The 21,767-nt window shown below is 34.3% G+C and carries 14 protein-coding genes and 1 tRNA gene; 4 read left to right on the top strand and 11 right to left on the bottom strand.

All coding sequences use genetic code 11. From position 1 onward, the window contains the following. Positions 1-481: 481 nt before the first annotated feature. The 4 genes from Bra60_RS00625 to Bra60_RS07385 all read right to left on the bottom strand — a co-directional run bounded on the left by Bra60_RS00625 (position 482) and on the right by Bra60_RS07385 (position 2,445). Positions 482-937 carry a hypothetical protein gene (locus Bra60_RS00625; RefSeq protein WP_236823926.1) on the bottom strand — a complete coding sequence of 152 codons (456 nt, stop codon included), beginning with the start codon at positions 935-937 and terminating at the stop codon, positions 482-484. A 70-nt stretch (positions 938-1,007) separates the two neighbouring features. Next, entirely contained in the window at positions 1,008-1,313 is a 306-nt protein-coding gene (locus Bra60_RS00620; RefSeq protein WP_078688289.1) for a hypothetical protein, read from the bottom strand. 109 nt (positions 1,314-1,422) lie between these two features. Beyond that, positions 1,423-1,815 (bottom strand): replication initiation protein RepC, encoded by a 393-nt coding sequence (gene repC, locus Bra60_RS07390; protein ID WP_236823925.1) that lies wholly within the window; start codon positions 1,813-1,815, stop codon positions 1,423-1,425. Between the two features lie 231 nt (positions 1,816-2,046). Then, positions 2,047-2,445, bottom strand: coding sequence for a helix-turn-helix domain-containing protein (locus tag Bra60_RS07385; protein WP_236823924.1), 399 nt, complete (start codon positions 2,443-2,445; stop codon positions 2,047-2,049). A 149-nt stretch (positions 2,446-2,594) separates the two neighbouring features. On the opposite strand from Bra60_RS07385, the gene Bra60_RS00610 reads away from it, so the two are divergent. Together Bra60_RS00610 and Bra60_RS00605 are read left to right on the top strand one after the other, a co-directional pair. Beyond that, positions 2,595-3,902: a YopJ/AvrA family T3SS effector serine/threonine acetyltransferase gene (locus Bra60_RS00610; protein WP_078697986.1), complete on the top strand. Its 1,308-nt coding sequence runs from the start codon at positions 2,595-2,597 to the stop codon at positions 3,900-3,902. Between the two features lie 1,292 nt (positions 3,903-5,194). Then, the gene (locus Bra60_RS00605; RefSeq protein ID WP_078697985.1) at positions 5,195-6,061 is read left to right on the top strand and encodes a YopJ/AvrA family T3SS effector serine/threonine acetyltransferase; all 867 of its coding nucleotides are present in this window, start codon (positions 5,195-5,197) and stop codon (positions 6,059-6,061) included. A 213-nt stretch (positions 6,062-6,274) separates the two neighbouring features. Here the strand turns inward: Bra60_RS00605 and pgi are convergent, their stop codons facing one another. The 3 genes from pgi to Bra60_RS00590 all read right to left on the bottom strand — a co-directional run bounded on the left by pgi (position 6,275) and on the right by Bra60_RS00590 (position 12,385). Then, a complete protein-coding gene (gene pgi / locus Bra60_RS00600) occupies positions 6,275-7,921 on the bottom strand; it encodes a glucose-6-phosphate isomerase (RefSeq protein ID WP_078688286.1) in 1,647 nt (548 codons plus the stop codon). Positions 7,922-8,110: 189 nt separating this feature from the next. After that, a complete protein-coding gene (locus Bra60_RS00595) occupies positions 8,111-11,245 on the bottom strand; it encodes an efflux RND transporter permease subunit (RefSeq protein ID WP_078688285.1) in 3,135 nt (1,044 codons plus the stop codon). Between the two features lie 33 nt (positions 11,246-11,278). Continuing rightward, positions 11,279-12,385 carry an efflux RND transporter periplasmic adaptor subunit gene (locus Bra60_RS00590; RefSeq protein ID WP_153300866.1) on the bottom strand — a complete coding sequence of 369 codons (1,107 nt, stop codon included), beginning with the start codon at positions 12,383-12,385 and terminating at the stop codon, positions 11,279-11,281. 398 nt (positions 12,386-12,783) lie between these two features. Here Bra60_RS00590 and Bra60_RS00585 point away from each other — a divergent pair. After that, a tRNA-Arg gene (locus tag Bra60_RS00585) sits at positions 12,784-12,860 on the top strand. Between the two features lie 267 nt (positions 12,861-13,127). Here the strand turns inward: Bra60_RS00585 and Bra60_RS00580 are convergent. Continuing rightward, on the bottom strand, positions 13,128-15,056 hold the full coding sequence (locus Bra60_RS00580) for a BID domain-containing T4SS effector (protein WP_153300957.1): 1,929 nt from the start codon (positions 15,054-15,056) through the stop codon (positions 13,128-13,130). Positions 15,057-16,489: 1,433 nt separating this feature from the next. Here Bra60_RS00580 and rpsU point away from each other — a divergent pair. Next, positions 16,490-16,723 (top strand): 30S ribosomal protein S21, encoded by a 234-nt coding sequence (gene rpsU / locus Bra60_RS00575; RefSeq protein ID WP_035005704.1) that lies wholly within the window; start codon positions 16,490-16,492, stop codon positions 16,721-16,723. 356 nt (positions 16,724-17,079) lie between these two features. On the opposite strand, the gene Bra60_RS00570 is transcribed toward rpsU, so the two are convergent. From Bra60_RS00570 to Bra60_RS00560, 3 genes are all read right to left on the bottom strand, one after another. Beyond that, entirely contained in the window at positions 17,080-18,453 is a 1,374-nt protein-coding gene (locus tag Bra60_RS00570) for a glutamate--cysteine ligase (protein WP_078697984.1), read from the bottom strand. Positions 18,454-18,486: 33 nt separating this feature from the next. Continuing rightward, positions 18,487-19,263 (bottom strand): 16S rRNA (uracil(1498)-N(3))-methyltransferase, encoded by a 777-nt coding sequence (locus Bra60_RS00565; protein WP_078697983.1) that lies wholly within the window; start codon positions 19,261-19,263, stop codon positions 18,487-18,489. Between the two features lie 484 nt (positions 19,264-19,747). Beyond that, positions 19,748-21,640 carry an AsmA family protein gene (locus Bra60_RS00560; protein WP_078688281.1) on the bottom strand — a complete coding sequence of 631 codons (1,893 nt, stop codon included), beginning with the start codon at positions 21,638-21,640 and terminating at the stop codon, positions 19,748-19,750. Positions 21,641-21,767: the final 127 nt, after the last annotated feature.

Raw genomic sequence — 21,767 nt, 5'->3', positions numbered from 1 at the left:
TTAAGTTTTATGTATGCTGTACATATGCCTTACATATATATAACGTATGTTATACATATGGTATGTGTTTTATTTTTATACTGGAAAATTGCGACCATTAGAAAAGCAATATAGGCGTTTTTGCATTAAAGATCTCGCCTTTCATTCATGATTTCGGAGCCGCGTAAGAAGGAGATAATAAGCCGTTTAGTTCTGGGTCAAGGACGTCGTTAGACGCCATGAAATGGTTTCCTTGACTTTAAGAACTAAGGCTTGTTAGTCCCTTCATTAAACGCGGATCTGATCTCATGATTTTGGTGAGCGGTCCAGAGAGTTTGAGAGGCGGATAGCCTCTCATCTTACAAGCGAAGTGACGTATAGGGAAGGGAACGCGCCCCCATATAGCGCTGTAGTGACCAACCTATACGGAAAAAAGCTTGTTAATTTGTATAAAGATGAATGTATAAATTAATAAAAAGTTTTTTATGATTATTTTATTGGATCATAGATCTATACCAATAGCTTTGGCTTGCATCTTCTCGTAGAGTTTTTGCATTACTTTTATATTTTCTCTTCGCACTTTAAGAATTGATTTTTCAATGTCTGTTAAACGCGCTTTGTCCCAATTTCCTAACCTTGCGTAATGTGATGCCATTGCTTGGCGTGCTTCATCATAAGGTAAACTACCTTTACGATTTTTTGGTAAACTATAACCTCTATTGATCACGTCATATGTCTCAGAATTAGAAACGATTTTTATGTGATCTTTAACAACATCTATTTCAGCTATTGCCGTTTTAAGGCTACTTATCATCCCTTGACTATTAGCATAACGAAGCAAATCGTTTTCTACAAGACTACGTTCCGTATTAAGAAGTAATGATAAATCATCACTCTTTCCGACATTACGAACATAATCACATAAATTATCCCATAAACTATGTAAATTCTTGGTCATCAATGCTTTATTGAGATTTTTTATATAACCATTTTCGCGAACAAAAATACGTTCTAACTTCTCAAATTCTCTAGAAATGTTGACCTCCTATGACAACATCTTTATCTAACCAATCGGGACCATATTCTTCATCAGCATCTTTAGTAGAAAACCCCATATTACGAATAAATTGTGCTCCATGCCGTTTTTTAAGAAATAAAAGTGTGTGAGCTGGAGGTTCTGTCATCGCCAACCACTCCCATGCTGCTTGGCTATCATTAGCACGGTCAGCTGCTTCTGATTCAGCAAGATAGATACAATCTTGATTTAACCCACCTGCTCGCAACTCTTCACGTTCAGCATCAGTCATATAACTTTTGGGTAATTTCTTTTTCATAGGAAATTCCTTTCTGTAATATCCATTTTTGGTTCAGGTATTTTAAAAGTTTTCAGGACTTTGTTCAACCTGATTTGAACGCATAAAATTCTTCATTTTTTGGTGTTTTTTAAGAATTTTCCTTCATTAAAGCATAGAGCGAACGTTCCAGATATAATTCACTACGATTTTCTTTAGCAATCATGCCGCGGAGATATCCACCAGGAGAATTTATGATCTGTCTGCAATGTTTTTCTACGATAATAGCAATAGCGAGCGCTGCCTTTTTAAATCCCATAGTTTTTTTAGCTTCTTCGACGGCATGGGAAGAGATACCGGACATTTTAGCTAAGAACTCCATAGAACCAGTTAAATCGCGTTCAGATTGCAGTTCATGTTTAAGAAACATGATTGTATTTGGCAATGCTTTAGCTAGTATCTCTGGGTGAATTTGAGGCAATGTATTGCCTTTTGAAGGAAGTGAAGTTTCGTTTTTGCCTTTCTCTTTTTTTTCATAAGCCATTTTATCGTGACCGAAGGTCACGTCAGTTATTTGAGTGTGTTCAGATTTTTCTGAACACTCCTTTTTGTTGTTACTCTTACAAATATAGTTAAGGGTTGTAGATTCTATGTGTATCTTGCTAGCAAAATGCCTGTATCTTGTTTTTTGTGTTTTTTGGTGAAAAAAACTTTTCAAAATCCACTCAAAAAGACGAATTGCTTTCTGTAATTTATGAAAGAAAGCTTTAGCTGGTCAACCAATAATTTGAACTATTTTTTGCATTCGAGAAAAGAGCAATGATGCAAATGGTGTAGCTTCAATTGAGGCGTAAGAGGATTTAATTTGCCGCACTAATCCGCGAAAACAATGCAAAGCTTTTTCATGTTTTTTTTGAGTTTCTAGTGCTTGGTCTACTTTTTCCTTAAGTTCATGATATCGAGCAACAAGAATACGTAAATCAATACCACAAGCTGTTATGAAATCAGTCGTCTTATGATTACATAAAGAATACCGTTTAAAGTTACTAGAGTCCCGCATAACTATAAAACCAAAATCATAAAGACGTGAAAGCAAAAAACTCACACGCGATTCACTACGGCCAATTTCATAACTAAGCCGTTTATTGCTTTTGAAAACGACATGGCTCCACATAGAATAACATTAAGGCAAGCAAGATATTGAAGTACACCCAAAAGACTACACTTAATTTCACTCTTCGGCGCCCAGAAGAAGCCAATATAAACATCTTTTAGCCCCAAAAAACTGTTATCTTGTATTAATTATTAAAATGGAGATTAATTATGCCTAAATCAAAAGATTTAACAGACCAAGCTAGTAGTCAAGACCAAGCCAGCGGTCTAAACCAAGCCCTCTTTGCCAGCGGTCCAATTCAAACTAGTAGTCCCTTAAACAGTAGTACAACATTAGAAGATCTTATAACGCATTTAGAGATTTTGGAGACTACAATCCAAGCCAACGATCAAGACCAAGTCAGCGTTCTAAACCAAGAGCTCTTTGCCAGCGGTCCAATTCAAACTAGTAGCCCATTAAATAGTGGTACAACATTAGAAAGTCTTATAACCCGTTTAGAAGCTTTGGAGGCTACAAACCAAGCCAGCGGACAAGACCAAGCCAGCGGACAAGACCAAGCCAGCGGACAAGACCAAGCCAGCGGTCTAAACCAAGAACTCTTTGCAAGCGGTCCAATTCAAACCAGTAGTCCATTAAATAGTAGTACAACACTGGAAGAGCTCATAACGCATTTAGAAACTTCGAAGGCTAATGAAGCAACAGAAAAACCAAGTATCCTATTCAATAAGAAAGCATTAAAAGGTGTTATTTCAGATTTAGAAAATGACATTACTAATAGTAGTTTCGTCGATGCCAACTATGCACATATGGACTTAACAATGATGCCTAGGTTGGTCAAGCAAGAAAATGATAAATGTCCAGAGATCAATCTTCAATTCATTACAAGTCCTGAGAAACTTGTGAAATCAATACAAAAAGTAGTCAATCAGGGGATTCCATCTTCTAGATTTCTAATGTGTCTAGAAGGTAATGACCTTCATTTTGCGATAATTGATCAGCAAACCATTGCTAATAGAACATCCTTAATATTGTTTGAAACTACAAAATTCACGCATATGAATGCAGAAATACTGGGAGTAATAGTGAAATCAGCCATTGAAGCAGCCAAATTACCTTATTGTTATTTTTCTATGGCGGAAATGAATCTTCAAGCAGACTCCTCTGAAAGCGGAATTATAAGTTTGCTTTTTGCCAAAAAACTTCATCTCGAAGCTGATAAATTAAAAGTAATGCACCAAGATAATATTAGTGGTATTTTATGTAAACGAGGAGTTCCTTTACCTTATCATAAAGTAGATGAGTATCTTCCAGGAACTTTTTATAAACATGCACAAACAGGAAAACGTATCGCTAAATATGTAGACACAAATCGGGAGTATTTTATTAAAAAAATTAACAATAAGGATGAAATTCTGCATCACAGATTAGATAGACATTCAGTTTTATTAGAGGATAAAGTTGTATCTTGTTCATCACAGAAAAAAAGAATTCAGAAATATAAAGCTCTAGTAAGATAAATATAAATCTCTGATTAAGGTATTTGCTATGCCGTAAATATCATTCTATGTGATTTAGGTGGTGTGTTTAAATTTTTATTAATCAGAGGCTTTCTGATGGTCGATAAATCGATTAATAATATTAAGTACGGCACCTTAACTGGTGCTAATAAATTAAGTAAAGTAATAACAGTTTGTCGCTGTATAATTCTTCCGAAAGATGAGATTTTTTGAATATTCTATTAGAATATAAGTCTTCAGCTTTTTACAATCGGCTACTACTACTTTTCTATAATTCATAAAAAATATACTTGTAATTCGTAAAATGAGTATCCCCACTTTCGTATTCATTCTGCTTCAAAAGCACAACACTCTTTTAGTTATAATCATACTTAGTTATAATCATACTGCTAAAAAATTATTAAGTCCCCCAAATTTTAGTGTATAGAGTGTGGTTACAGTAATCATACGGAGAATGTTAGTGTATTAAACACCATCATCTAACCTAATAATTTTTTTTAAACAATAAAACATTTAGTATCCAATTATTTTTACAAAGCCATTTAATTATAATTATTTCGAAATAGAGGTAGCGAAGAATGCTAACGATATTTAAGTGCTTATCTATAAGCTCTCTTACCGGCTACTACTATCCATGCGAGTATTTCACTTTGGATAGAATACAAAAACAAACAATTAAGATAAATAACATCTGGATAGAAAAAGCTCTTTCCATTTGTTAAAGCTGTCTATCCAGATCTAGATTCCGAACTTAACAATGATCCAAGTATCAAGCTTCCTATAAAACCTAAACATATCAATTTCATAAATCCATAAATCCCAAGTAATACCAGCATTAGTAATAAAAAGTAAGGATAAATTTACGCTTTTGTTAATTATTCAAGCTACGCAACTAGAAATAATAAATCCTATAAATATTATTTTGAACATACTTCTTTCAACAATCCACATAAAACACTTAAAGCTTCCTATGACATTTGCATTGGCTTTTTCATTTTTCAGAACTACAGAGATTGAATTTTTGGCTTAAGATGTCCATAGTAGAATTCGTTATGATAGCTCCATTGGCGATGAGATTGTAACACTGTTTTTAAAAATTGCTAATCATGTTAACTAATTAACATGGAGAAATAAATTTCTTCAAAACTTATCATAAAATCTTTTTAGATTTAAAATATTAATTTTACCTTCTTTTTTCAGAAAGAGAGAAAATTAATCTATGACATAATGTAATCACAATAATGTTACACCATTCAAGATTATTAAAAATTTTTATAATGTGAAATGATTTAATGCGGAAATTATTGAGTGCGATAAAAAGTGCTGTTGGTTTATCTAATACCGAAGATGATGTTGATTTAAGTAGTGAATCGCTAACAAACGTTATTGCAGGTTTAGAACGTGACGTTTTTAATCTTTATTGGCCTGATGTTAGTTATATAGAAAGAGATTCTAAAATGATGCGTGCCTTGATAAGGCAGGCGAATAATAAATACCCAGAAATGAATCTTACATTGGTTAAAGAACCTATAGATTTCGTCGCATCAATCAAAAAAACAATTGAGAATGGAATTAGGTCTTCTAGATATATAATTAACGTAGGAGGAAAGGATAATAGCATTCATTTTGTAACAGTTGATCACCAAACTATCGATAATAAGATATCTTTGATATTGTTTGAACCTGCGAGATTCGATCTTCCATTACCAGCAATTCTGGGAGCAAAAATGCAATCAATCATGGAATCTCGATTACCTCACTGTTATTTTTCTATGGCGGAAATGGATATTCAGCGAAGTATGTCTGAATGTGGAATTTTTAGTTTATCTCTCGCTAAAAAACTTTATCTTCGATCTGACAAATTAGAAAAATTACATAGAGATAATATTAAAGGTGATCGGTGGGATAGGGAAGTGCATTTATCTCCTGGTTTGTTGGATACATATCTTCCAATCGACTTTTATAAACACGTGCAAGGTTTCAGACGTCTTGAGCAATATGTGAAAAGAAATCCTGGATCTGAAGAAGAAATCGTTAACAAAAAAAATGAAGTCATTTTTGAGAGATTTGGAAGACATGTAGTCGTAACAGGGGGTAAAGCTATGTCTGTATCAGCACACAAAAAAAGGATTGTTGAATATAAATCTTTGATGAGGTAGTGATGTCATTTTTAACGTTTGATCATTTACATAAAAATTAGTGTTAATTTTTGTGTATTTTTTCTGTATTTGAGAGTTTTAAATTGATATTATAAGTGCTACGTTATAAGAGTTGTGTAATATTTATAGTTTTAAGTGATATTTCTATACATTCGATAATTAATCTATTAAAGATTTTTCTATTACACATGCACATACTCAAATTCAGACGTTTTATTTAATACGCCTGTTTTGAATATGCGCTAATAATCCTAATGTTGAGCTATCGTGATCATTATTTTCACCTTCTCCACCAATCATTGGCAATAGTTCATTTGCTAGCTCTTTGCCAAATTCAACGCCCCATTGATCAAATGAATTAATATTCATTAAAATGCCTTCAACAAAAATACGGTGCTCATAAAGTGCAATTAAACGACCAAGAGTAAAAGGCGTCAATAAATCTTGAAGCAAGATAATACTAGGTCGATTTCCTTTACAACTTTTATGAAGAGCTAAATTAGCCACATCAGTATTATCAGGTCTATGAATAATATGTTGTCGCTCTTTAATATCGCGACCCTTCATCAAAGCTGCTGACTGTGCCAAACAATTAGCCACCAGCATATCATGCATATGACATAAATTTGGCTCATGCCCTTTTGCAAATAAAATAAATTCTACAGGAACGATATCTGTTCCTTGATGTAAGAACTGAAAAAAAGCATGTTGTCCATTTGTCCCTGAAGCCCCCCAAACAATCGGCCCACTTGGAAAATTCATTGGCTTACCATCTAAAAAAACTTGCTTGCCATTTGATTCCATATCAAGCTGTTGTAAATAAGCTGGCAAACGCTCCAAACGCTGCGCATAAGGAACAACAACACGTGATGTATAACCACAAATCACGCGATGCCAGAATCCTAAAAGGGCAAACCGAATAGGAATATTTTGATGTAAAGACGCACTTTTAAAATGTTGATCCATTTGCTGAGCGCCTTCGAGAAATTGACGAAAGTTCTGACCACCTATTGCCAACATAATAACAAGGCCAATTGCTGACCAAACTGAATAACGCCCTCCTATCCAATCCCAAAATCTAAAAATTTTTGATGGAGCTATACCAAATTCTATCACTTTATCGACTGCACTTGATACAGCAACGAAATGCGTTTTTATCGCTTCCTCACCTAAATGCGCACTAATCCATTGACGTGCAACACGAGCATTAAGCATTGTTTCAACTGTAGTAAAAGTTTTAGAGGCAATAACAAATAACGTTGTTTCTGGATTTAAATTAGCAAGAGTGTCAGAAATATGTGCGCTATCAACGTTAGAAACAAAATGACAACGTGGACCATTATGATATGGCTTCAAGGCACCCGTAACCATTGCAGGCCCAAGATCAGAGCCCCCAATACCGATATTCACAATATCAAGTATTTTCTCACCACTGCTTCCCTTATAGCTTCCATCGCGGACCATTTCAGAAAATGTTTCCATGCGGGAAAAAACAGCTTGAATATCTTGAACAATATTGCATCCATCTAACATAAAAATTTCATCGACAGAAAAACGCAATGCAACATGAAGGGCTGAACGTTGTTCTGTTTTATTAATAATTTCACCAGAAAACATTGCTTTACAACAGCCTAATACATTTGTTGCAACAGCAAGATTATCCAAAAGTCGCAAAGTATTAAATGTTACACCGCACTTTGAAAAATCAAAAAGAAAATCATCAAGTTTTAAAGAAAAATGAGTAAAACGTTGTGCATCTTCTGTAAAATGTTGACGGATATCACAAACCCTATCTTTTATAAGATGCTGTTTTAGCGCCTTCAAAGTCTCATTAAAAGCTTTTTCATTACGAATTATCAATTATATCTCCCTAACCATTGATAATAGAATTTTAAACATTAATGGTAACAAGATAGAAAACTATTCAACTTACTTTTTATTGCATACTTACAAAATAAAGCTACGCAAAAATAAAAAAGATAAAGTACTAAAATGATATCTTTCAAATAAAAAATTTAAAAATCTATTCACCTTTTATTCTTAAAAAAATCAGTCAATGTGGCTAAGATCGTCTTTTAAACGCAGAGCTTGTTCTGCTTTTGGTTGTACAAAACGTCCAAGTAAGAGATAAACAACTGGCGTCATAAAAAGAGTAAAAATCGTTGCTAGACCTAAACCACCAACAATAACCCATCCTAAAGCTATACGTGCTTCTGCGCCAGCACCTTTTGCTAAAACTAAAGGAATTCCTCCTAAGATAGCGCAAATCATTGTCATACATACTGGGCGAAGACGAATATTTGCCGCATCTTCTACAGCTTCACGCACACTTTTACCTTGCTCACGTAACTGATCTGCAAATTCAACAATTAAAATACCATTTTTTGCCATAACTCCCACCAATAAAATCAAACCAATTTGACTATAAATATTCAGACTAACACCGCTAAAAAGCATAGCAATTACAGCACAACCAAGTCCTAATGGTACAGTAGCTATTATAATAAAACCTGAAATAAAACTCTCAAACTGCGCAGCTAAAACCAACAGAATAATCACAAAGGCGATACCAAAAACACTCATGAAACTAGAAGATGTCTCACTAAGTGTTGCAGCTTCACCCAAAGGAATAATATAATTTCCTTCCACTAATAAAGGAGAAGCAATATTTTCTATAGCTTGATACGCATTTCCCAAAGAAACACCCGGAGCAAGATTTGTACTCAACACAACTGCACTCATACGTTTTTCTCGTTTTAACTGTGGTGCAATAGCTTTTTCGTGCAAATTTGCAATAACGGATAAAGGAACATATTTATTGTCTGTAGTTTTAAAAAAAACATTCTCCAGATCAGACGGATCAGTAATGGGGTTCTTACGCGATGTCAGTTTAACATCGTAAGAATGATCATCTACATAAATAGAACCGATCTTTCTTCCATCTAACATTGCTTGTAGCGTATTACTCAAATTAGTAATATCAATACCTAAATCAGAAGCTTTTTCTCGATCAATTTCAATAAAAAATTGTGGTTGTGTTGCATCTACCGTAAGCCGCGGACGAATAAAGCGCGTATCAGATTGCAAAAGCTTAATCAGCTCGCCAGCAATAGATTGTAATTTTGTATAATTATCTCCGAGAATTGCGAATTGTAATCCTTGACCAGTTCCTCGGACTCCTAATGAATTTCCTTGAGCTGCAAATACGAATACTGCCGGAAATGCTTTAACCTTCACATTAATATCTTCTACAATCTCTTGCTGGCTCCGAGAACGTTGATCCCAAGATGAAAGCAACAAAACAAGAAAAGCACTATTAGGTGAACCACCAACTCCAGCAACAGAGTAACTATTAACAATCTCACCAGCATCACGCAAAGGCTCTAAGCTCTCTTCAATCTGCTTCACCTGCTCATTCAAATATTGCACTGAAATCCCTTGTGGCCCATTAATAACTAAAAAAACAACGGCTCTATCTTCTGTTGGTGTTAATTCCTGTTGTAATTTCATGTAGCCTCCAAGACAAAGGCTTGCAAAAACAAACGAAACCAGTACAGCAGTCCAAGGACGTTCTAAACATTTATGTAAACTATAAGCGTAGTTCCTGCTAAAAAAAGTACCTAATTTATCCAAAAGAGCAAAATAATGCGCTTTTTCTTTACTGTCTTCAACATATCGTTTAAGAAAGCGTGAAGCAAGCATAGGACAAAGCGTCAAAGCAACAACTGAAGAAAGCAAAATGGAAATAGCTAAAACAAAACCGAATTCTCTAAAAAGTCCTCCAACCTGTCCAGGAAGAAAAGAAATAGGTACAAAAACAGCAACTAAAGTTAATGTCGTTGCTAAAACAGCAAAAAATACTTCTTGTGTTCCTACTACTGCTGCTGATCGAGATCCTAATCCCATATTACGCCTTCGAACAATATTCTCAAGAACAACAATTGCATCATCCACAACAAGTCCCGTTGCCAAAACAAGTCCTAAAAATGTCAAGATATTCAATGAAAACCCTGCAAGATAAATCGCTGCAATTGTCCCTATAAGAGCAACTGGAATAGACAAAATAGGAATAAGTGTTGCACGAATATCTCTAAGAAAAAGAAAAATAACTAAAATAACACTTAATATAGCGATGGCTAAAGCAACCTCGACTTCATAAAGAGCACTTTGAATAAAAATAGCATCATCACTAAGAATACTCATATGCACAGAGGGAGGCAAAACACCTTTAAGTTGTTCAAGAACCGTGCGAACACCTTTAGAAATATTGAGAGTATTGGATTGCGCTTTACGCACAATCCCTATCCCAATCCCTGTTTTCCCATTAACGCGAAGAATAACTGTTTCCACATCAGGGGATAAAGTAACACGTGCAACATCTCCAAGTTTCACATGAGGCTTTAAGATAACTTGTTCAAAAGCTTCAGGTGTTGTCAAGCGAGCAGTCGCACGTACAATTAAGGTTTGTCTAGAATTGCGCAATGATCCTACAGGAGCATCAGTTGTCATATCAGCAAGAACACGCGAAATATCACCCACAGTCAATCCATAGCTAGCAAGCTTCACTTGATCGACATCAATCTGAAAAATTTTCGTGCGAGCACTATCAACTTGCACATCACCAACACCATCAACAGCGGAAAGCGTATCAATAATTTGATCATTTACAATCGTTGTTAAATCATCAATATTCATTGTTGGTGAAGTCACAACTAAATACATCATCGAAGCAGCATTTGAATCTGCTTTAATAATTAAAGGTGAATCTGCATCTTTTGGTAGAGAATAAGTAATGCGAGAAATAGCATCACGAATATCAGATGCTGCAACATTTAAATCAACACCAACATTAAAATTAATTTGTACACGAGAACGACCAAAAGAAGAAGTTGAAGAAATTGTTTTAACTCCTGAAACACGAGCAACAGCATCTTCTATAACTTTCGTAATCTCACGATCAATTGTTTCTGCTGATGCACCAGAAAAAATTGTCATAATCGTCGTTACTGGAATATCAACATCGGGCAATTCGCGTACATCAACATTCATCCATGCAGAAAGTCCTGTAATTATGATCATAGCATTCACAACAAAAGTGAAAACTGGCCTCCGAATAAATAATGCGATCATACTACCTTGTTCTGGCTCTGTTACAAATTGTTTTGTTTGAAGCTCTTGACTCATTATACATCCCGCTTATTCATTACTCATAATTACTTAATTACTGTTGGAACCTGTTGAGTCTTCAACAATGACACTCTTACCTGGATAAAGCGTTTGCCCCCCTTGTATAACAACTTGATCATCATTCTCTAAAAACGCTTTTACAAACATTTGATCTGTTTTATGCTTAATAATCGATACTGGAATACGTTCTACCTTATCTTCTCTTACACACCATACAAATGACCCTTTACTATCCCATTGAACCGCCAGGGGATTAATAACAGGAAATACGCCGCTATCGAATTGAAATGTCACAGAAAAAGACATACCAGACATAAGTGTATTTTTTTTATTTTCGATCTCAACTTGAACGCGAAATGTACGGCTTGCAACGTCAACTATATTATCAATCGCATGAATATAACCAACGAAAGTCTCATTCGGCTGTGTTGTTAAAGATACAACTACTTCATCTCCTTTGCTAATGCGTGATACATATCGTTCAGGTACCCATATATCGATTAAAATGCGCTCTCTATTTTCAATACGAGCTATTTCAGTATTAAGAGCAATAGCATTCCCTACATCAATAGGTAAAATACCAACAATTCCATTAATTGGTGTACGAATTGTCCGCCGATCAAGTGCTAATTCAGCATCGCGCAAAGCCAAATTTGCATTATCTAGCTCTAAGCGTGCTGTCAGTTCTTGCACCTCTGTTGCTGTATTAGTAGCACGTAACTTCAGAATACGCGAAAGCGTTAAAGCACTATTATCACGTTGTACCTTAGCTCTTGCAGCGGCTATCTCTTCCTTTTTAGAATCAAGTTTTGCAATCAAATCACCAGCTTGCACTTTTTCTCCAGCTGATACAAAAAATTTATCAATAACACCTACCGACCAAGGAGTTAATCCTACTGCTGCAATAGCTTTTCCGTTGCCAATTAAATTGAGCGTTTCATTAAAATTTTTAACCTGAACAGAATCAACAATAACTTTCGCTGCCGACATATTTGTCGGTGATTTTAGTATTTTATGGGGCACATTTTTTACTTGATTTACTGCATGAGTAGAATTTTCTAAACTGTATTTTGATTTACAATAAGAAATAATCAAAACGAAAGCTAAAAGGACTAATGGAACAGTCTTTTTCCACAATTTGACACCTCTATCCTTGATTTATAATGAATACACACATCTGTATGAAATAATTTTGTGTAATATTTAAGTTTTATCAAAAACCAAATTACAGATAGTGTCTCTTAAACTTTCAGCACAAAAACGTATCTCATCTATACTTGACTATCTTTCGTAGATCAGACCGTCAAGTTAACTATCGTTCATATTGGAACTCTATTATGATACAATGATATAAATATTATGGAGAAACTTTCTAGCAATCAAAAAATTACAACAGTATTTAAACAACAATATATAATAAACTAATAGAATATAATGGACTAATAGATAAAAATCTCTATTTTTGCCAAGTTTCACTTGTAATTCGCTAATGAAACAATTAAGAATTCCATATCCTAACTAAAAGAACTGAGTGTGCACCCGTAGCTCAGCTGGATAGAGCACCAGACTACGAATCTGGGGGTCAGGAGTTCGAATCTCTTCGGGTGCGCCAATAGGTTTTGTGAATAATATGTTAATTTCGTTTATATTTTTTAAATATTAAAGATAGTGTAATTAAAGGTAAGGAAATAGAATCTTACATTTTCCTTTTTAGCTCATTATAAATTGAAAGTTCTTTCCGAGCTATTTTTTGTTTTGATAAATCCAATACTGACTGAACAAAAAATTATGGTACCTCAGATTATTACAATCGAGATAAATACAAACTTTACACAAATGCTTTGCCTCCATGAATATAAAAAAATAAAAAATGTAAATCTTATATTTGTAATAGATTATGCTCCATTTTTTTCGATTCATGAGCTCTGCTTCTAGTTAGCCGACATACTTTTTGAGCTTTCTTAATAATTTCTGTGACTTTCTGTGCTCTACTGAATGATATACCGACACTTTCAGCGAGCTTCTCATAATCTCTATCATCAAGGGTTTGATACTCCCAAAATGTAAGACGATCTTTGACTTTATCCACAAGACCTGTAATTTCTCCGCAAAGTGAGGGATTGGCATTTAAAGCTTTGATCTGATCTTCTTCAGACATAGAAAGGATATTTTGCACTGCTTGACTAGGTATTTTTATCGCTTGCTGACAACGTTCTTGTTTTTCTTGGTGCTCTTGAAGAATGTGCTCTCTACGAGAGACTACAATACTTATATAATTATCAAATTCCTGAGTGAGATTAAAGTAATCTTTCTTAGCTTGTTTGCGCCGTGGACTGTCAATGCCCAATATTTCCGTACCTGCCAATTTAGACATATATTTAAAAAGACTCATATTCTGTCTGATATACTGTTCACCGAAACCTGAATCTATATTAACAAGATTGATATCAGCATCCAATATTTTCGAGCTTTTATAGACAGATTTTGATAAAGTTTTGATTTTTTGTCGACTCTTTTGAACGAAAATATCACCTGCAATTCTTGCAACAATTTCTTTTTCCGTCAAAGGAGCTACTTTTTCTTCTGGAATAAGAATATTCTCAAAGTTTTCTGGCACAGAAGCTCTAAAAGTAAGTTTGTCACCAAGCCGTAATGCTGTTAATGTTTCTGGTGCAAAATAATCTTTTTTGCATATAACATACTTATTATTTATCATGAGCATGATGGAATCTGGGCTATAACCTTTACAAATACCCGTATAGGTAGAACCTTCATTTGGCACTACAACAACCCTATTTGTCACCTTTGCATACTCATCAAAAGATCCCGCATTCCTTATGACATTCATGAAGAATTCTCTTAAAACATCCACTTTTTCTGGATTGGAGATATCTTCAAATAGACGACACATAGGAGCGATATTGCCTACAGCTCTGCCACCACGTGGTAACGCAGCATTATTAGCAGATCGCATGCGTCGTTCTGTTACAACCGAGAAGTCAAGCCTATACCCTGCTGCTTCGGCTATTTGTTCCATAAATATCCGTTGTGCGCATCCATTTCCAACTGCAAAAGGTCTTAAATTACTAAACAAAGCAAATATCATCGATGCTTCATAAACAAACTCTTTATGTGATAAACCTTTCAAATTATTCTTTTCGGCTAGTATTTGATCGATTCTCTCTAAACCGTCTTTAATTTTATTATTGACTGGCACCGTGGTAACTGTGCCATCTAAAAATGTAAATGGAATATCACAGGTATGCCCAGCCCATTCGAACGTTTTCTCAAACAAACATTTATGAAGATATTTTAGATAAGATGAATCAAACTTTTCTGGTAGCGGTTCTTTTTTAAGCCTGTACTCTGCTTCTGATACATCATAGGCACACATATTTCGAAACTCTATGCCCTGCAATTCATATTTATTTTTCAACGTTAAACTATTAGCATAGACATAGCCATTTAGCAAAACCTTATCCACCGGAATATTAAATTTCTTCCGTGTAAGATCTCTGAATAACAAATAATCTCTAAGTAAAAAATCTTTAAGTGAAAAATCACTAGATGAGAGATCATCGCGTAAAAAACTATCAGCTGCAGTCACATACCCCTTTATAAAGGCAAACTCCTCAGGAAGAATGTAAAGCCCTTTAATCATATATACATTGATAGACATCTCTACAGACTTTCGTAGTTCCTCTTGAGAAATATCTATCGACTCTGTACTCGATTTATTGCCTATACTAATCACTCCGTTTTCGTACTTCTGTGATGTAAAAGCTTTAGAACTAGGAGATTTTTCCATGCACACCTTAAACGATCAGCGCACACCTTAAACGATCAGCGCACACCTTAAACGATCAGCGCACACCTTAAACGATCAGCGCACACCTTAAACGATCAGCGCACACCTTAAACGATCAGCGCACACCTTAAACGATCAGCGCACACCTTAAACGATCAGCGCACACCTTAAACGATCAGCGCACACCTTTCAGCTTTTTTAAAACTTAACGATTATTATTTACAGTAACAAATACAAAGTGTTCTAAATATCATTTAACTTATTGTCAATATGTTTTTTATTATAAAAAATATTAATTATATATTTAGAATGATTAATAGCTTTTGTTTCTAAACCAATTATATAGAGATCAATTTTTAGATAATGAATGCCTTGGCAAAAAATCATTTTAAAAACAATTAAATTAGAACAAAGCAAACATAACTTTTATGAACATTGGATATAGATTTTAAGCAAATATCTAAAATATAAGATCAGAAAAAAAGATATTATCACCTTATTATTAACGATTTTTCAAATATAAAACTGGTTTTTAGATTAACTATTGCTTGGAGATTTAACACTATCTGTTATTTTTGGATTTTCAAAATAATCCCGAGATCTGTTCTATTGTTTTAAAAGAGTCACCGATCATTTAAGAAGTGCTTACGCTATCACTTCTTCCATATACTTAAAAAATACAGATATATCCTATGATCACCAGAAAACATATAATTCCGGAAAATATGATGAGTTCTTTATCTTAAACTTTCATGACAAAATTTTCCAATTAACACATAATTTTTAGACATACGTTTCATTTACCGCATTGCATAATGAATTGCTATTTTTTCTTAAGTGTGTTGGAGTAAGCTCCATCTGAATTTCGTAACAAATTAAAATCTATTCTTATGCGCAGATTATCACCTTCCGATATCTGCAAAATCATAATGCTGATCCAATCTCCACCAATCTTTCCAATATCATAACAACAGCTACTCATGGCATTGAAACAAATAATAAACAACTTTTCAACAGCCGTTATATCCGTAGAAAATGTTTACTGTTCTCCCTTGTTGTTCTTGTACAAATAAAACAGTCAAAAGAATTGACCCTCCAACGCTAATTGATCGAACAACAAGAGTATGATTATATCATCAACATGTAAGTTAATATAGCAAAGTATTGCTTCTATTATTATCATTTAAGATAAAATGAAGTTATTATCAGGATAAAAATGACAAAAATTGTATTACAAACCTAGTCATACCCTAGAAAGAAAAGTACATTAGCAAATGATAGCAAAAAGAATAGAGTTTTTGAAAAGCAATATAGACAAGCATCCTATTTATATGGTATATACTTTGTTATATCTGATCTTTTGACCTAATAGTTTTAAGAGAGTTTGGTTATTGCTTATTTATTTTTAATATTAAAACAAAGTAGGATAAGTTGTGCAGGTACTCGTTCGTGATAATAATGTTGAGCAAGCATTGCGTGCGTTGAAAAAAAAGATGCAGCGTGAAGGTATCTTTCGTGAAATGAAGATGCGTGGATACTACGAAAAACCATCAGAAAAGCGTGCTCGTGAAAAAGCAGAGGCTATTCGCCGCACACGTAAACTTGCTCGTAAACATGCACAAAGAGAAGGGCTGATCAGTGGCAGTCGTACTTGTTCTGCGCGATAAGCCTATTTTTATTGATATAATACAGTGGTTTAACTGAAACATAAATAGGTGTGGGAGTTTGTGCGTAACTGCTTTTGTAATGCAAACTGTTTTATTTTAATGGCTAAGTATTATAAAATAATTTGGTTATTTTTTAGGAGATCATTACACTCATCTTATAGGACAAAGTAACTATATGCAAAGTATTCTTTATGATTCTTTGTGTCGGTAGAGTTTTATATCCCTATTTTTTATATGAACATTATACATATAAATCTGAATCGTTCAGATATAAGGCTGTGCTGAAACTAAATATAAAAAATAATAATTATACTATGTAGATTATTAACAAAAAGAGCTTTTTGATTTTAAATAATTTAATAAGCATACTCTAAGAATACTGGCTCCACAGACCTACCCCAAATAGAGTGATAATTAGATAAAAATTTATCAGCATTTGTTCTTCCCATTGCTACCACTTCCTCCAAAGGAGCTAGAAAATCTGTCTCATCAAAACCGTCAATATCATACTGATGGCGATTTTTTAAACCTTTACGTGAAATAGCAAGGGCATGACGTGCTAATTCTAAAATTATAGTCTGACGAAAAGGTGTTTTTAGCCCCTCTTTAGCAACGCGTGTATACATTTCTAAAACTTCTTCAAAGCACCAATCTTTCGTCAAAGCCTCTGCTTCATTTAGTGCCTCACTATCATAAAGAAGACCAACCCAAAAAGCAGATAATGCACAAATATGCTGTAAAGAACCACCATCAGCGCCTCTCATTTCCAAAAAGCGTTTTAACCGTACTTCTGGAAATAAAGTCGATAAATGATTAATCCAATCTCCTATCGTCGGTGCAAAATTCGCAATCTGCCTTCTTAAAGCTCCATTCATAAATTGGCGAAAAGTTATATGCGTACAATCATAATAATGCCCATCACGCACAACGAAATACATTGGTATATCAAGTGCCCATTCAACGTAATCAGAAAAACCAAAATACTCAGAAAATACGAAAGGGAGTATTCCTGTTCTCTGATTATCAGTATTATGCCAAATATGAGAACGCCAAGATAAAAAACCATTCGGGCGCCCCTCAGTAAAAGGGGAGCTAGCAAATAATGCTGTTGCAATAGATTGTAACTTCATTGCTACTTGCATTTTGCGTCGCATATCAGTCTCAGATGAAAAATCAAGATTCACCTGAATAGTTGCTGTTCTATACATCATATCAAGACCGTTATGACCAACTTTTGGCATATAATTGGTCATAATTTGGTAACGTGATTTGGGCATTCTTGGTGTTTCATCCAATGTCCATTTTGGACTAGCTCCCATACCTAAAAAACCAATACCTAGCGGCTGTGAAATTTTTTTGAGAAGCTCTAAATGCTTCATAACTTCACAGTAAGTATGACCAACTGTTTTCAGGGGTGCCCCAGATAACTCAAACTGTCCCCCAGGTTCTAAAGAAATAGCGCCTTGATCTACTGATCCTAGGATTCCAATAATATTCCCTTCATCTAAAATAGCCTCCCATCCTAAAGCTCCTTGCATTTTTTCCAATAACACTCGGATTCCTCTTGCGCCTTCATATGGAACAGGACGCAAACTATCTAAATAAAATGGAAACTTTTCATGTTCTGTACCGATACACCAATCATCCTCTGTTTTACAGCCCTCTTCGAAATAACGGACTAAAGAATCTAAGCCGTTAATTTCACTTTCATCAGTTGTATCAAGTGCCATAAATTATTTATCCTATTATCTAAGTATACTATTTCAATGAATTGTTTTGAATGATATTGCAAGTCTCTTGACCAATTGACCAATCCCCATCGTAGCATTAACAAGAGTTAGTGCAGCAACAGCTGCGGTGTCAGCACGCAAAATACGCGGGCCTAATGATACAGAAAATACAAAAGGATATTTCTTTAAAAAAACTCGCTCCTCTTCACTAAAACCACCTTCTGGACCAATAAGAACGCCCAAAGGCTTTGTTCCATGCTTTCTTAAAAGAGGAATTAGATTATACGATTCGTTCAATTCATCACAAAAAAATAAAGCATGCGTTTTATCCCAATTTTCTAAAAATGTTTCTAATGATACAGCAGGTGCACATTTTGGCAAAGATAAAATACCGCATTGTTCAGAAGCTTCTATAATATTGGCCTCAATACGGGCCATATTAATACGAGTAACTTGTGTGTGATGGGTTATAACGGGATATAAAACAGATACCCCCATTTCTACAGCTTTTTGTATCACATAATCCAAACGCATATGCTTAAGGGGAGCAAAGCAATAAAAAAGATCCGAATGTATTGGCTGCAACCTCTCTTGACGTATAAGACGAGCCACCACAATTTTTTTTTTAATAAAAAGAAGTTTGGCAAGCCATTCACCATCCTGTCCATTAAAAAGCAAAATCTCAGCGCCTTCTTTCATACGCAAAACATGTATAAGATAAGAAGCTTGTTGCCCCTCTATTACTATTTCTTCGTTTAAAGCCAATAATTGCCGAACAAATAGTCTTTTCAATTTATAATTTGCACGCATAAAAAGTTTTTACCAGAGCTTTTTAAAATCGTCAAAAGAGTGCAGCAATAAAGAATAATCAATAAAAAATAAAATCTATAAAAACTAAATTATGAAAGAAAGATAAAATTTTTTTACTTTTATAAGATATAGCTGGAACAAATAAAATGTTAAACGATTTTTAGTTTCATAAAAATTCATAATTAATAATAACAGTATTGTACCGATAAACCATCTTGTAATTGGAGAGAAATATGTCTGTTCAAAAGGCTACTATTATCACTATTACCTCAATTCTAGCCTTTATTCTAGTTACTATAGGAATTAGTTCAGTTGGAGCAGATGAGACTTGCGCAATTATCCAAGATGGCTACTGTATTTCTACTCACTTCAGTACAATGTAGATACATTAGCATAAATAGACACGTAAGTATATTCTTAAAATTTTATATAAAACAATATTTCCTAAATATTCCTCACATTACCACCTAATAATGAAAAAATACTAATTTTCATGAATATTTTTCTTGACGAAAAAATTACCGAAAATTTTCTCTGTGGGACTGAATGAAAAAATTAAAGGTTGTACAAGACTATTATTGAGACACTCAATATCTTTGCATATAGTCTCTGAACGATTATTTTTCTGCAATTTTGCTCGTAATATCAAATCATTCTGTCCATTCTTAGTGTCAAAAGTTTCTATAGCTCTATGAATAAACAAATTCCAATCTTTAGTATGCATTAATGCTTCTGTTACAGATATTGTACCATCTAACAATTTCGCCTTAATATCCAAACGATCAAAATCTATTGAATGCTTCTGATCATACGTTAAAAGAAACTGTTCATTTTTTGAAAGTTTATTTTGCAAATCATTCAGATTATGCCCTATCACTTGACCAGAAAACATATTCAATGTTAACTGCCCTTGCATCTGAGTAAGAATTTTTGGCCAGCAACCAGGAAACATCTGCATTGTCATAATGAAGTTGGTTTTTGCTTGTAAAAGTGGAAAAAGTCCTAAAGCTAATGAAATAGCATGCGCATCAACAGAAGTGCCCGTAGCACTTCCTTTAATGTTTGCTCTTTTACCATCTGGAATAATCTGGATGTTACTTTGAATAGAACCACCAAAAATATTTACATTTCCAAGATCAAAAATGCCATGTCCATTTTTAATTTGGATTACTGCAGCCAAATCGGTTAATGCAATACCACCTATTTTTGCTTGTGGGGCGGAAAGTCGTATATCTAATCCTGTACGATTTAAAAAAGCGACATCAAAAAATTCATTTTTCTGTTCAGAGCAAAAAAGTAACAATTTCAAAATATCAAAATCAAGCTTATCAAAACCTAAAGACCCCATGAGAACAGGTACGTGATTTTTAAAATCAAATTCTAAGGCTCCACGTGCATTTGCTGTGCCCATTGTAAATATAACATTGCTCATTCGGACATGTGCCGGCTGTGCTAAAAAATCAGATTCCCATACAATAGGCATCTTTAACCCATGCCCCCAAAGCTGATTACCACCAATCCATGCGACTGTCTGATCCCAACCAGGAGAACGCAGCGAAACCTTCCCATCAAAAATATAATATTCAGATAACCGTGCCTGTCCCTTAAAAGTTATACCACCACGCACAGAATTGAAACTCACCTGAAGTGAGCTTTTTCCTCCTGCTAAAAGCAACAAAGCTTGATCAGCATTAATGAATAATTCGGTCAGCTCTCCATGCCAACGAGCTTTTGCACGAAACTGCATTGCCTGTGTTAATCCAGGCCAATCTATTGATGCATTTAATCCTGTTATTTGTTCCATTACAACAGAAGCATCATCACGATACATCAATGTACCATTTTCAATAACAATACGTCCAAAAGGTTGATTTAAAAGGCTCGCTACATCTGGATTATCAGGATTACGCTTAATAATTTTACGAGCACTCTGTATTGCCAAACCGAATGCACCTTGTGATCGCAAAAGTGTATCAAAAAAATCAGATATCGTTTTAGCAGGTTTATCCATAATAAATTTTGGATACATAATTCGTGTTTCTGAAAAAGAGATACGCCCCCAAAGAAGAGAAACCAAAGAAAGATCAACTTCTATCGATTCTACTTCCATTAAAGGTGCAGCTAAAGATGCAGCACTTTCCATTTTTGGTGTTAAAGTAACTCCTGAAAGAAATGCTTTTGGATAAGGAAAAATTTTCAATCTTGGAAGATCACGTAATTGAACACTATAGCCAGTCCATACGCTTAAATCCTGTGCCAAACGGATACGAATCGCGTCTGTTGATACAATATAGGGCACAATAATAACTGCAGCCCCAACTAAAAAAACAATTGCGATAAAAATTCCACTTAAAAATTTTATTATTTTAATGCGCACAATTTTCCTCTAAGCTTTCGTTCTTATCACAAACTAAAATCAAATAAAATGAAAGTTCAGAAAATTTTTTAGGATCTTGAAATCTGTTTATATATATTAAAAGTTGAATTATTTCCATTTTTATCGA

It is taken from the genome of Bartonella sp. Raccoon60, assembly GCF_002022585.1.
GTDB lineage: Bacteria > Pseudomonadota > Alphaproteobacteria > Rhizobiales > Rhizobiaceae > Bartonella > Bartonella rochalimae.
The sequence above is the reverse complement of the archived record's forward strand: the minus strand, read 5'-3'. Positions and strand labels throughout refer to the sequence as shown.

Excerpts from the sequence above, each read along its gene's own strand:
- Bra60_RS00625 (WP_236823926.1), bottom strand. The coding sequence starts at position 937 with ATGACCAAGAATTTACATAGTTTATGGGATAATTTATGTGATTATGTT.
- Bra60_RS00620 (WP_078688289.1), bottom strand. The coding sequence starts at position 1,313 with ATGAAAAAGAAATTACCCAAAAGTTATATGACTGATGCTGAACGTGAA.
- repC (WP_236823925.1), bottom strand. The coding sequence starts at position 1,815 with ATGGCTTATGAAAAAAAAGAGAAAGGCAAAAACGAAACTTCACTTCCT.
- Bra60_RS07385 (WP_236823924.1), bottom strand. The coding sequence starts at position 2,445 with ATGTGGAGCCATGTCGTTTTCAAAAGCAATAAACGGCTTAGTTATGAA.
- Bra60_RS00610 (WP_078697986.1), top strand. The coding sequence starts at position 2,595 with ATGCCTAAATCAAAAGATTTAACAGACCAAGCTAGTAGTCAAGACCAA.
- Bra60_RS00605 (WP_078697985.1), top strand. The coding sequence starts at position 5,195 with ATGCGGAAATTATTGAGTGCGATAAAAAGTGCTGTTGGTTTATCTAAT.
- Bra60_RS00595 (WP_078688285.1), bottom strand. The coding sequence starts at position 11,245 with ATGAGTCAAGAGCTTCAAACAAAACAATTTGTAACAGAGCCAGAACAA.
- Bra60_RS00580 (WP_153300957.1), bottom strand. The coding sequence starts at position 15,056 with ATGGAAAAATCTCCTAGTTCTAAAGCTTTTACATCACAGAAGTACGAA.
- Bra60_RS00570 (WP_078697984.1), bottom strand. The coding sequence starts at position 18,453 with ATGGCACTTGATACAACTGATGAAAGTGAAATTAACGGCTTAGATTCT.
- Bra60_RS00565 (WP_078697983.1), bottom strand. The coding sequence starts at position 19,263 with ATGCGTGCAAATTATAAATTGAAAAGACTATTTGTTCGGCAATTATTG.